Annotated in this window: 10 protein-coding genes and 1 pseudogene; 9 read left to right on the top strand and 2 right to left on the bottom strand. The window is 71.3% G+C overall.

Going from position 1 to position 11,936, the window contains the following annotated elements; translation table 11 throughout:
* From ACFQ36_RS16400 to ACFQ36_RS16385, 4 genes are all read left to right on the top strand, one after another.
* A partial coding sequence (locus ACFQ36_RS16400; RefSeq protein WP_377015443.1) for a hypothetical protein occupies positions 1 to 514 on the top strand: 514 nt, incomplete at its 5' end.
* A 3-nt stretch (positions 515 to 517) separates the two neighbouring features.
* On the top strand, positions 518 to 1,696 hold the full coding sequence (locus tag ACFQ36_RS16395; protein WP_377015441.1) for an HpcH/HpaI aldolase/citrate lyase family protein: 1,179 nt from the start codon (positions 518 to 520) through the stop codon (positions 1,694 to 1,696).
* Positions 1,693 to 4,308 carry a phosphoribosyltransferase domain-containing protein gene (locus ACFQ36_RS16390; RefSeq protein WP_377015439.1) on the top strand — a complete coding sequence of 872 codons (2,616 nt, stop codon included), beginning with the start codon at positions 1,693 to 1,695 and terminating at the stop codon, positions 4,306 to 4,308. The genes ACFQ36_RS16395 and ACFQ36_RS16390 overlap by 4 nt, the downstream gene beginning before the upstream one ends.
* Positions 4,305 to 5,165 carry an HAD family hydrolase gene (locus ACFQ36_RS16385; RefSeq protein WP_377015437.1) on the top strand — a complete coding sequence of 287 codons (861 nt, stop codon included), beginning with the start codon at positions 4,305 to 4,307 and terminating at the stop codon, positions 5,163 to 5,165. Before ACFQ36_RS16390 ends, ACFQ36_RS16385 begins: the two co-directional genes overlap by 4 nt.
* Positions 5,166 to 5,276: 111 nt before the next feature.
* Here ACFQ36_RS16385 and ACFQ36_RS16380 read toward each other — a convergent pair whose 3' ends face one another.
* Positions 5,277 to 6,710, bottom strand: a complete 1,434-nt coding sequence (locus ACFQ36_RS16380; RefSeq protein ID WP_377015444.1) for a CitMHS family transporter — start codon at positions 6,708 to 6,710, stop codon at positions 5,277 to 5,279.
* Positions 6,711 to 6,867: 157 nt separating this feature from the next.
* On the opposite strand from ACFQ36_RS16380, the pseudogene ACFQ36_RS16375 reads away from it, so the two are divergent.
* The 5 genes and pseudogenes from ACFQ36_RS16375 to ACFQ36_RS16355 all read left to right on the top strand — a co-directional run bounded on the left by ACFQ36_RS16375 (position 6,868) and on the right by ACFQ36_RS16355 (position 10,908).
* Positions 6,868 to 8,695: pseudogene (locus ACFQ36_RS16375) on the top strand (ATP-binding protein).
* Positions 8,692 to 9,354 (top strand): response regulator, encoded by a 663-nt coding sequence (locus ACFQ36_RS16370; RefSeq protein ID WP_377015435.1) that lies wholly within the window; start codon positions 8,692 to 8,694, stop codon positions 9,352 to 9,354. The pseudogene ACFQ36_RS16375 and the gene ACFQ36_RS16370 overlap by 4 nt, the downstream one beginning before the upstream one ends.
* A 74-nt stretch (positions 9,355 to 9,428) precedes the next feature.
* Positions 9,429 to 10,025, top strand: a complete 597-nt coding sequence (locus ACFQ36_RS16365) for a protoglobin domain-containing protein (RefSeq protein ID WP_377015433.1) — start codon at positions 9,429 to 9,431, stop codon at positions 10,023 to 10,025.
* Positions 10,019 to 10,612, top strand: a complete 594-nt coding sequence (locus ACFQ36_RS16360; protein ID WP_377015431.1) for a MarR family winged helix-turn-helix transcriptional regulator — start codon at positions 10,019 to 10,021, stop codon at positions 10,610 to 10,612. The genes ACFQ36_RS16365 and ACFQ36_RS16360 overlap by 7 nt, the downstream gene beginning before the upstream one ends.
* Before the next feature lie 71 nt (positions 10,613 to 10,683).
* Entirely contained in the window at positions 10,684 to 10,908 is a 225-nt protein-coding gene (locus tag ACFQ36_RS16355; RefSeq protein ID WP_377015429.1) for a hypothetical protein, read from the top strand.
* A 55-nt stretch (positions 10,909 to 10,963) separates the two neighbouring features.
* Here ACFQ36_RS16355 and ACFQ36_RS16350 read toward each other — a convergent pair.
* A partial coding sequence (locus tag ACFQ36_RS16350; RefSeq protein ID WP_377015427.1) for an FAD-binding protein occupies positions 10,964 to 11,936 on the bottom strand: 973 nt, incomplete at its 5' end.

Genomic DNA, 11,936 nt, shown 5'->3' with positions numbered 1-11,936 from the left:
GCAGCGCCTGTTCCCGGCCCCGTCCACGGACCAGCTGCACGAGCTGACGCGCACCCGTCCGCTGGTCCGGCTCAACCCGCGCCAGTCCGCCGTCGGCAGCCTGCGCGTGAGCGGTGCCGTCTCGATCGCCTGGGAATCCTCCGGGCGCATCACCGGCGCCGCGACCGCGGACGGCCGCAAGGCCGGCAGGCCCGTGCCCACTACGGGCAACCGGCCGCTGGTGGACCTCGAGGACGGCGAGGCACTGATTGCCCTGCGGCACCTGAAGGAATTCCGCCGGGCACTGTTCATTGCACCTCCCGACGCCCCGCTGGCCGTCCGGCTCTACGGCGGCGCCTCGGTGGTCCTGCCGCCGGAGCATGATCACCGCAACGTCCTGCTCGTGTCGCGGATCGGCCCGGTACTGGAGCTGCGCACGGACCCGGCACCTGCCGAGGCCGCCGACGTCGCCCTGTGGCAGGCCTTCGGCTTCCGCATGTCCGTCGCGCTGCCGGCCAACGGCTGGGCCGGCTGACCGGTGCGGCATTTCAGCTTCCTCGGCGAAGACCAGCTCTCCCGGCTCTTTTACCGCAGGCCCGCCCGGCTCGGCCTCGATGCGGATCCGGCGCTGCTCGCCGTCGGCCTCGGCGCCACCCTGTACAGCCCCGGCACCCGGCCGGACCTGGCCAAGGACATCGCCAAGCTCGGCGCGCGCGGCTGCGTCAGCCAGGTCCTCTGCCTGGAAGATTCCGTCCCCGACCAGGACCTGGCCCCGGCCGAGGACAATGTCCTGGCCGCCCTGCGGCGGCTGCACGAGCGCGGCACGGAGCCGGACGCGCCCGAGCTGCCAATGCTGTTCATCCGCACGCGCAGCCCGGAGCAGATGCTTCGGCTGGCCCGCCGCGGCGGCGAGGCGCTGCAGGTCATCTCCGGTTTCTCCATCCCCAAGTTCGAGAACGAGACCGGGCTGGCCGAACGGTACTTCGATGCGCTCGGGGAAGTGCGCCGGCTGGCCGTGCCCGGGCACCGGCTGTGGGTGATGCCGATCCTGGAATCCCCGGCCATCATCCACCGGGAAACCAGGACCCGGGCCCTGGCCCGTCTCTACGACGTGATCAAACAGCACCGCGAGGACGTCCTGGCGGTCAGGATCGGGGCCACGGACTTCTCCAGCGCCTTCGGGCTGCGGCGCTCCCGCGACCTGACCATCTACGACGTCCAGGTCGTGGCCTCGGTGATCGCGGACATCGTGAACATCCTCGGCCGCCCCGGCGACGGGCTGGTGATCACCGGTCCGGTCTGGGAGCACTTCGTCAATACCGAGCGGCTGCTGCGCCCGCAGCTGCGTGCCACGCCGTTCGAGGACGCGGACGAGACCGCCCTGCGCCAGCGCCTGCTCCGGGCCAACCTGGACGGGCTGATCCGGGAAACCGAGCTGGACCATGCCAACGGCCTGCTCGGCAAGACCGTCATCCATCCCAGCCATGTGCCGGTGGTCCATGCCCTCTCGGTAGTCAGCCACGAGGAATTCCTGGATGCCCGGGACATCGTGGACCCGGCAAACGGCGGCGCCAAGGCCTCTCCGTACAGCAACAAGATGAACGAGATCAAGCCCCACCGGGCCTGGGCCGAACGGACCCTGTTCAAGGCCGCCGCGTTCGGCGTGGCGGCTCCGGATATCGGTTTTGTGGACCTGCTGGAAGCGAGCATGCAGTGACTTTTGCACCGGGCGGAGGACCGGGGGCGGACACGGCCGTAGGCCCGTGGACCGGAGGCCATGTCGGCACCCTGCTGAATGTTGTCATTGACCCGGACACGGAGGACAGTCTCTTCGACGTGCGCGACCTGGTGGGCCTGGCACTGCGCCGCAACCCCAAGCGGGCGCACCTGCTGGTCTCACGGGTGCTCGGCAAGCACGTGCCCAGCGATCCCGGGCTGGTGATCGCCGCCGGCGAACTGCTCGGGGTGCTCGTGGCCGCGGCCCTGGACGGCGGGCCGGAGCACGCCCCGGAAGACAGCGCAGCGGTGGTGCGGGAAGCCGCGGCAGCGCTGGGCACGGTGCTGCGGCTGGTGTCCGACGGCACCGGTTCCCCGGAGGCTGCGGCAGAGCGGTCATGGTGCCTGCGCCGCGCCCGTGCCCTGCTGGCCCCGCTGAAGACCAGGCACCCGGACGCAGCCACCCTCGGCTATGCGGAGACGGCGACCGGGCTGGGCCGCCTGGTCGCCGGGGCCATCGGCTCCTACTACCTGCATTCGACCCGGCACACCGGCAACGGCACCGTCCCGTACGGCGCCTTCGAGGAAGAGCACTCCCACGCCACCTCCCACCGGCTGCTGCCGGCGGACCGGTCCCGGCTCGACGACGCTGCGGTGCTGGTACTGGTGGACGACGAGCTGAGCACCGGGGCCACCATCGTCAATACGATCCGCGCGCTGCATGCAGCCGCACCGCGGGAACAGTACGTGGTGGCCTCCCTGGTGGACCTGCGCACCGGCGACGACCGGGCCCGGTTCGACGCCGTGGCCGCCGAGCTGGGAACCCGGATCCGCACCGTAGCCCTGGCCCGGGGTTCGGTGGCACTGCCCCCGGATGTGCTCGAACGGGCCCGGCTGCACCTGGACGGCCTGCCGCCCGAAGAACTCCCGGTGCCCGACGGCGGCGTCGTACCCACGCTGCTGCCGGTGGCGGCCGGGCCCGTGCCCGACCGCTACGGCAGCGAGCCTTCGTCCTTCGGCACCGCTGCGGACGCGGCCGCTGCCGGCGGGGAACACGTCCTGGCGGCCCTGTCCCCCGCCCAGCGCGCCGAAGGCATCCTGGTGCTGGGTACCGAGGAGCACCTGCATCTGCCCCTGCTGCTGGCGGACTGGCTAAACGCACAGCTTCCCGGGACGCGCGTGCGGTTCTCCTCCACCACCCGCTCCCCCATCGTGGCCCTGGACCGGCCGGACTACGCCATCAACAGCGTCCTGGCCTTCGCCAGCCATGACAGGACCATCGACGGGCCCGGCCCGCGCTATGCGTACAACGTCAACTGCACCGGCGCGCACTACGGCACCATCGTCGTCGTGCCCGAACCGGGCACGGATCCGGCGGACCTCACCGGCCCCGGCAGCCTGACCGCGGCCCTGCGCAGCGTCTGCGACCGCGTCCTCGTGGTCCGGCTGTCCGGCAGCGCGGACCAGGCCCCGACGGCGGTCCCGGCCGCCTTTCCGGCTCCGCTGCACGGGCCGGACTTCGGGTCCTATGCCGCCGCGGAGGTGTCCTGGCTGCTGAAGGACCTGAGCCAGGTGCAGCTGGAGGCCCCCACGGCCGAGCGCGAACGCGCCATCCAGGCCGGCACCGCGCACTACGCCGAGTCGCTGCCGGTGGAATACCACCCGTCCGCGGAGTACCTGCAGATCTTCGAGGCGGCGCTGGAACGCTCCGCCGGCCGGGTGGCGCAGGCCGTCGGTGCCGTATCCGAACTGGCGCTGGCGGTCCGGGACCGCCGCCCCGTGCTGGTCTCGCTCGCGCGTGCCGGAACCCCTGTCGGCGTGCTGATGAAACGCTGGATCCGGGCCTTCCACGGCCTGGACGTACCGCACTACACCATGAGCATCGTCCGTGGCCGCGGCATCGATGAAACCGCGCTGCGCTACCTGGCGGCGCACCATGACCCGGCGCAGGTGCTCTTCGTGGACGGCTGGACCGGTAAGGGCGCCATCATCCGCGAACTGCAGGCAGCGCTGGAGCGCTTCGCCGCCGGGCACGGCACCGCCTTTGGTCCGGAGCTGGCCGTGCTGGCGGATCCGGGGCACTGCACCACCCTGTTCGGTACCCGCGAGGACTACCTGATCCCGTCGGCCTGCCTGAACGCCACGGTCTCGGGCCTGGTCTCGCGCACGGTGCTGAACCGGGACTACATCGGCCCCGGGGACTTCCACGGCGCCAAGTTCTATGCGCAGCTGGCCGGCGCGGACCGTTCGGCCCGGTTCCTCGACGCCGTGACCGCCCGGTTCCCCGAGGTCCGGCAGGCCGCCGTGCGCGACGCCGCCGGCCGCCTCGCCGAGGCCCCGGCCGCGGACTGGAGCGGGTGGGAGGCCGTGGTGCGGATCGGCGCCGAGTACGGCATCGCCAACCCCAATCTGGTCAAGCCCGGTGTCGGCGAAACCACGCGGGTGCTGCTGCGCCGGGTACCGTGGCAGGTGCTGGCCAACCCGGCGGCCAGGGCGGACCTGGACCATGTGCTGCTGCTCGCCGAACAGCGCGGGGTACCGGTGGTCGAGGTGCCGGGCCTGCCCTACAGCTGCATCGGACTGATCCGGCCCGAAGCCGGGGCCGCAGGATGAGCGCCGCCCTGGTCTGCTGCGACCTGGACCGCACCCTGGTCTACTCGGCCAATGCGCTCCTGCTCGAGGGCGAGGACCGGATGGCCCCCGCGCTGGCGGTGGCAGAGGTCTACCAGGGCCGGCCGCTGTCCTTCCTGACCCGCGGCGCGGAACTGCTGCTGGCGGAGGTCGCCGCCGCCTGCACCTTCGTCCCGGTCACCACCCGGACGGTGGCCCAGTACCAGCGGATCCGGCTGCCCGGCCCGCCGCCGCGCTACGCCGTCACCACCAACGGCGGCCGGATCCTGGTCGACGGCGTGCCGGACCCGGCCTGGACCGCCCACCTCTGGCAAAAGCTGGTCAGTAGATGCTCTCCTTTGGCGGAAATTGCCGCCGAACTGGCACGGCCGGAGTACGCGCCGTGGCTGCTGCGGCTGCGCGACGCCGAGGAGCTGTTCATCTACGCGATCGTGGAACGCGATGCCCTGCCCGCCGAAGACCTGGCCGGGCTGGAACTGTGGTGCGCCGAGCGCGGCTGGACCGTGTCCCTGCAGGGACGCAAGCTCTACTGCGTGCCCGAGGCCATCACCAAGGAAGCCGCCGTCGCCGAGGTCGCCGTCCGCAGCGGCGGCAGCCCGCTCATTGCCGCCGGTGATTCCCTGCTGGACCGCGGCATGCTGCTGGCCGCGGACCACGCCCTCCGCCCCGCCCACGGTGAGCTGGAGGCGGCGGGGTTCCGAGCCCCGCAACTGGCCGTCACCGCCGCCCGCGGCGTGCTGGCCGGTGAGGAAATCGCCCGGCGCATCCATGACCTGGTCTTCGGGGAACCGGCCGGGCCGGTGGAGGCGCGCCCGGCAGCGGCGGCTTCACGTCCATAGTGTCGACGCGATCGGCCGCCATCGGCTGAAGAACGCCGTCGAATGAAGAATGGGCGGGCTTATGGGTATCCATAAGCCCGCCCATTCTTCATTCGATGTACGGAACGGGGGTCAGCCCCAGGGGATGGCGCCGAGCAGGATGCCGACGGCGAGCATCACCAGTGCGACGACGGCGGAGCGCCACAGCACCTTCTTGTGGTGGTCGCCCAGCTCCACATTGGCCAGCGAGACCAGCAGCAGGATCGCGGGCACCAGGGGGCTCTGCATGTGCACCGGCTGGCCGGTGATCGAGGCCCGGGCCATTTCCGCCGGGGCGATGCCGAAGTGCGCGGCGGTTTCGCTCAGCACCGGCAGGACGCCGAAGTAGAACGCGTCGTTGCTCATGAAGAAGGTCATCGGGATGCTCAGCACACCGGTGATCACGGCCATGAACGGGCCCATCGATTCGGGGATGATCCCCACCAGCCACTTGGACATCGCATCCACCATGCCCGTGCCGTTGAGCACGCCGGTGAGCACGCCGGCGGCCATCACCATCGACACCACCGCCACGATGCTCTTCCCGTGCGCCACCAGCTGCGTGGCCTGGTCCTTCACGTGCGGGAAGTTGACCACCAGCGCCAGCGCGGCACCGACCATGAAGACGAAGGCCAGCGGAACAATGTCCAGCACCAGCACGGTCATGACCGCCACGGTCAGGGCCAGGTTGAACCAGAACAGCTTCGGCCGCAGCGTCGGGCGGTCCGGGTCCAGCGCCGAATCGGCAAGGGCCGAACCGGCCAGGACCTCCGGCTTTTCCAGCACGGCGACGGCGCCGCCGGCGGGGGCACCGGAACCGGGGGTCGATCCCGGCCGACGGCGGCCGGGCGCGGATCCGCCCGGGGCGGTGCCGGCGTCGTCATTGCCGCCTGCCCAGAACTCCGGCTTGGCACCGGCCAGCCGCTTGCGCTCGCCCAGGCCCAGCGTCCAGGCGAACACCATCACCACTACCATGCCGGCCAGCAGCGACGGGATCATCGGCACGAAGACATCCGACGGTGACACGTCCAGCGCGGCGGCGGCGCGGGCGGTGGGCCCGCCCCAGGGCACGATGTTCATGGTGCCGTTGGCCAGCCCGGCCACGCAGGTGAGCACCACCGGGCTCAGGCCCAGGCGCAGGTAGATCGGCAGCATGGCCGCGGTAGTGAGGATGAAGGTGGTGGAGCCGTCCCCGTCCAGGGAAACGACGGCGGCCAGCAGCGCGGTGCCCAGCACGACCTTGGCCGGGTCATTGCCCAGCGTGCGCAGGATGAAGCGCACCAGCGGGTCGAACAGGCCGACGTCGATCATCAGACCGAAGAAGATGATCGCAAACATCAGCAGCGCCGCCGTCGAGGTCAGCGACTTCATCGAGTCCAGGACCATGTCGCCCAGGCCCAGGCCTGCCCCGGCGAACAGGCCGAAAATTGTGGGGACCAGGATCAGCGCCAGCACCGGCGTGAGCTTCTTGGTCATGATCAGCGCCATGAAGACCGCGATCATCGCAAAACCGAGGAGAACCAGCACCACGGCTCCTTTCCATCAAAGGCCGGTCCTGTGACCGGCACTACAGACTGTAGGGTGGCCCGAGTCACGTCTGGCGGTTTCGCCCGGTTGAAGTGCATACTGCTTATTGCGCACGTTTTGCGCGTTTAGCTCAGCCATCTCGACAATGCGGAGAACCATGGATGCCAGCAGCCGCCGTCCGGTCCGGCTGGCCTTCTCGGCCCGGATGCTGCTGCTCCAGCTGGCCGTCACGGCGCTGGTGGTGCTCTTCTCCGCCGCGGTCTTCGGCTGGCTGACCTACCAGCGGCTCGGCGAGAACGCGGAGGCCCAGGCACTGGCGGTGGCACGGTCCGTCGCCGCCTCCTCCACCGTGCGCACCGAAGTGGCCGCCCTGGCCTCCGCCGGCCCCGGCCGGCTCTCCGGTCCGGTGCTGGCCGCCGGCGCGCTGCAGCCGCTGGCCGAGGAGGTGCGGGCACGCACCGGTGCGCTGTTCGTGGTGATCACCGACGACGACGGGCTGCGGCTGGCACACCCGAACCCCGCGCTGCTGGGCCAGCGGGTGAGCACCGACCCGTCCGAGGCACTGGCCGGCCGCGAAGTGACGGCCCAGGAGCAGGGCACCCTGGGGCATTCGGCCCGGGCCAAGGTCCCCATCTATGCCCCCGGCTCCGCCGGCCGGATCGTCGGCGAAGCCAGCGTGGGTTTCTCCAGTGAGGACGTACTGGAAAGCCTGGGCGGGAACATCCTGCCGGTGGCGGCGACGGCGGCCGGCGCCCTGGGCCTGGGCGCGCTCGCGTCCTGGCTCCTGGGCCGGCGGCTGAAGCGGCTGACCCTGGGCCTGGAGCCGGAGGAGATCGCCGCGCTGACCCAGGACCAGGAGGCGGGTGCTGCGCGGGGTCGACGACGGCGTGATCGGCGTTTCCGCCGACCGGCGCATTACGGTCTTCAACCGCAAGGCCAAGCAGTTGCTGGGCCTGGGCATCACCGCGGACCTGGTGGGCCGGCCGCTGGACCAGGCAGGGCTGCCGCCGGCGGTGGGCACCGTGCTGGCCGAAGCAGCCCCGGAATCGGCGCCGCTGGAACTGGTGGCCGGTCAGCGGGTGCTGATCCTCACCGCCCGCGCCGTCCAGCCCAGCCGGACCCCGGGCAGGCGGGGCTACCGTCCCGACCCTACCGGCGCCGCGGCACCCGAGCTCGGCTGGGTGGTGATGCTGCGCGACCGCACCGAGCTGCAGTCGCTGACCCGGCAGCTGGACGCCGTCGGCGCGCTGAGCACCGCCTTGCGGGCCCAGCGGCATGAATTCGCCAACCGGCTGCATACCATTTCCGGGCTGCTGGGCCTGGGCGAGCAGGAGCAGGCCCGCGACTACCTGGCCTCGATCATGGCCGCCGGACCGTTGAAGTACCCGGTGGAACAGTCCGAGCTGCTGCAGGACACCTACCTGCAGGCCTTCATCGGAGCCAAGGGCGTGGAGGCGGCCGAGCGCGGGGTGAACCTGCGCATCGGTCCGGAAACCATGATCCGCGGACAGGTCACCGACCCGCAGGACGTCACCACCGTGATCGGCAACCTGATTGACAATGCGGTGCGTGCGGCGGTGCACGGCAGCAACCCGGACCGCTGGGTGGAGGTCGAGGCGCTGGACGAGTTCGACAACGGATCCGGGACGCTGCACCTGGTGGTGGCCGATTCGGGCGACGGGATCCAGGCCGGGGACGGGACCATGGAGCAGCTGTTTGTGGAAGGCTATTCGACCGAGCACACCGTACGCACCAACGGCACCGGCGACGCCGGCGGTTCCAGCGCGCCGGCGGACGTGCTTTCCGATGCCCACGGACAGGGGTTCGGGCTGCCGCTGAGCCGCCAGCTGGCCCGGCGGCGCGGCGGGGATGTCTGGGTGGCCGACCGCGGCCGTCCCGGCGGACCCGGTGCGGTGTTCTGCGCGAAGCTGCCCGGGACCGTGGCCCCGCCTGCCACTGCAGTACAGGAAGGGAACGTGCCATGACCGAGGAGCTGCAGGTGCTCATTGTCGACGACGACTTCCACGTGGGCCGGCTGCATGCCGGCTACGTGGATGCCGTGCCGGGTTTCCGGGCGTTGCCGCCGGTAGGTTCGGCCGAGCAGGCCCTGCGCGTGGTGCACGGGACCGGCCCGGACCTGGTCCTGCTCGATGTCTACCTGCCGGACGCCCTCGGCCTGGACCTGCTGCGCACCCTGGACGTGGACGTGATCATGCTGACCGCCGCCGCGGATTCGGCCTCGGTCCGCAAGGCCCTGCGGCGCGGTGCCCTGGGCTACCTGATCAAGCCGTTCGACGCCGGACAGCTGGCCCGGAAGCTGCGCGCCTACGCCCGCTACCGGCGGCTGCTGGCGGAAAAACCGGTGCTGGACCAGGACACGCTCGAACGTGCCCTGCACGCGCTGCATCCGGGCGACGGCGGCGGTCCGGGCCGGGCCCGTTCCGCCACCGAAGCTTCGGTGCTCGAGGCGCTCGAGCCCGGCACCGCGCAGTCGGCCAGCGAGGTGGCCCGGCGGGTGGGCATCTCCCGGGCCACCGCGCAACGCTACCTCTCCGCCCTGGCCGACGACGGCGCCGTCGAGATCCAGCTGCGCTACGGCAGCACCGGCCGGCCGGAGCACCGTTACGGCAGGGCTCCGCAGTGAGCGTTGACCGGCCGTGCCGCCGGGAGTATTAATAAGGATTCCTAACCAACCCCGGCGGAATGAAAGGTGGGGCCATGGCCGCCCAGCCCGACGAAGTACAGATTCCCGGCTATACCTACGGGTCGGCGGCCCATTCCCCGGTGACCTTGGACGAGCTCGAGAAACTGAAGGCCAGCGTCACGTTCGGCGAGGAGGATGCCGCGCTGCTGCGGCGTGCCGGCGGGCTGCTCGAGGACCAGGTCGAGGACATCCTCGATGTCTGGTATGGCTTCGTGGCCGGCCAACCGCAGCTGGTGGCCCAATTTTCACGGCCCGGCGGCGCCCCCATTGCCGAATACCTGCAGGCCGTCCGCCCGCGTTTCGGCCAGTGGATCCGGGACACCTGCAACCGGCCCTATGATCAGGCCTGGCTGGACTACCAGCAGGAGATCGCGCTGCGGCACACGCCTGCCCGTAAGAATGAGACCGACCATGTCAGCTCCACCGAGGTGGTGCCGCTGCGGTACCTGATCGCGCTGATCGTCCCCATCTCCACCACCGTCCGCCCGTTCCTGGCCAAGCGTGAAGAGGACCCCGCCCAGGTCGACGCCATGCTGCAGGCCTGGACCAAGGCCGTGGTGCTGCACGTGGCCCTGTGGTCGCGCCCCTACACCCGCGACGGACAGTGGTAGGTACCGCCGCCAGGATTGCCGCTGCCCTGGAGCGGCTGGACCGGGCCCAGCGGATGCTGCTGCAGCAGGCCGCCACCAGGCACGGGCTGAGCGCCCTGACCGTGCGGATCCTGCTGCTCCTGCACGCTGCGCCCGGACGGATGCTGCCCTCCGGGCTGGCCGCGGAGCTCGGCGTCACCCGGGCGACGGTGAGCGACGCCGTCGCCACCCTGCGGTCCAGGGGCCTGGTCGCTGCCGCCGCGGACCCGGCGGACCGGCGGCGGTCGAACCTGGCGCTGACCGGCGCCGGCACACTGCTGGCCGGGGAACTGGCGCACTGGAACGTTCCGTTGGAGGAGCACCTGGCAGCCCTGCCGCCGGCGGAGCAAGGCCACCTGCTCGCCGGCTTGCTGGGAATGATCGCCGGCCTCCAGCGGGACGGGCTGGTGCCCGCCCAGCGGATGTGCGTGAACTGCCGGTTCTTCCATCGGGACACCGCGCCGGGAACCGCGGCCCCGCACTTCTGCGACCTGCTGCAGCAGCCCCTGGCCCCGGCCGCGCTGCAGCTGGACTGCCCGGAGCACGAAGCCCGCAGGGAATCCGCCTGAAGCGGTGTCCCGCCTACCGTCCCCGCCCGGCCATGGCTAGCATGGCGTTCAGCGGTTGAACAAGGAGCAGCATGATGGAATTTGCCCAGGACGACGCCGGGGACATGGTGGTCGGCGACGTCACCCATGTGCACGGCAAGGCACTGACCGTCGGCATCTCCGGCATTTCCGGCGACGAGGTGCTCAGCATCGGCTGGGTGGAAACGGGCGAGACCATCAACCTCACCTTGCCCGAGGCCATCAAGCTGCGCGACGAGATCGACAAGATTATCCGCGACCGGCACACCGGCACGTAGCCCGCCCCGGGCGGCAAGCGGCGGCCGCGCCCCGGGTGGCCGCCGCCGTCGTCCGCTAGATCCTGACCGTACCGCGTTCGGCGGCATGGGCGGCGATGTCGCGGCCGGCGCGGTAGCCGAAGACCAGGGCCGGGCCGATGTGCGAGCCGTAGCCGGGGTAGCCGCCGCCGAAGACGGAGACCGCGGCCGCGCCGACGGCGTACAGGCCCGGCACGGCCCCGCCGTCCTTTGTCACGACCTCGGAGCGGTCGTTGACGGCCAGGCCGGCAAAGGTGCCCAGGTCGCCCATCCGGATTTTGGCCGCGTAGAACGCGCCCTCCTCCAGCGGGGCCAGGTTCGGGTTGGGCCGGTGCTCGGGGTCCCCGCGGAAGTGGTTGTACTCGGTGGAGCCGCGCCCGAAGGCCGGGTCCTCCCCTTTTTCGGCGCCCTTGTTGAATTCGCGCACGGTTTCGGCCAGGGTCTCCGGGTCCACGCCGATCTTCCCGGCCAGGTCGGCCAGGGAGTCGCCCCGGACCAGGTAGCCGGTCCGGTAGAAGTAGCCGCGCGGCATCGGCCACGGCTTGGCATAGCCGATGCCGTACTTGTGCATGGTCTTCGCATCCGCGATCACCCAGCCGAAGGTGTCCGGCAGCCCGGCGTTGTGGGCAATCATCGCCCCGCCGAAGTCGTGGTAGCTCAGCGCCTCGTTGCCGAAGCGCCGGCCCTCGCGGTCGACGGCGATCAGGCCCGGCAGGCCGATGGCGCGCAGGTGCGGGAAGAGCCTTTGGGCGCCGCCGAGGTATTTGAACACGGTCACCGGGGCCCAGGAACCGACCGAGTACACGCCGTCGTCAACGTACCCGCCCACCTGCTGCGCCAGGGTGACCGCGTCGCCGCCGTGGCCGACGGTGGGGGTGAAGTGGTTGTCCCCGGTGGGATCGTGCGGGAAGTACTGCCGGCGCAGCTCGGTGTTGCCGGAGAACCCGCCGGCGGCCAGGACCACGCCCAGCCGCGCATGCACGGTGCCGCGGTGCTCGCCGCCGAGCACC

It is taken from the genome of Arthrobacter sp. GCM10027362 (assembly GCF_042679445.1).
GTDB lineage: Bacteria > Actinomycetota > Actinomycetes > Actinomycetales > Micrococcaceae > Crystallibacter.
The sequence above is the reverse complement of the archived record's forward strand: the minus strand, read 5'-3'. Positions and strand labels throughout refer to the sequence as shown.

Bases quoted from the DNA above. Each gene is read 5' to 3' on its own strand.
- ACFQ36_RS16385 (WP_377015437.1), top strand. From the start codon at position 4,305: ATGAGCGCCGCCCTGGTCTGCTGCGACCTGGACCGCACCCTGGTCTAC.
- ACFQ36_RS16370 (WP_377015435.1), top strand. From the start codon at position 8,692: ATGACCGAGGAGCTGCAGGTGCTCATTGTCGACGACGACTTCCACGTG.
- ACFQ36_RS16365 (WP_377015433.1), top strand. From the start codon at position 9,429: ATGGCCGCCCAGCCCGACGAAGTACAGATTCCCGGCTATACCTACGGG.
- ACFQ36_RS16355 (WP_377015429.1), top strand. From the start codon at position 10,684: ATGATGGAATTTGCCCAGGACGACGCCGGGGACATGGTGGTCGGCGAC.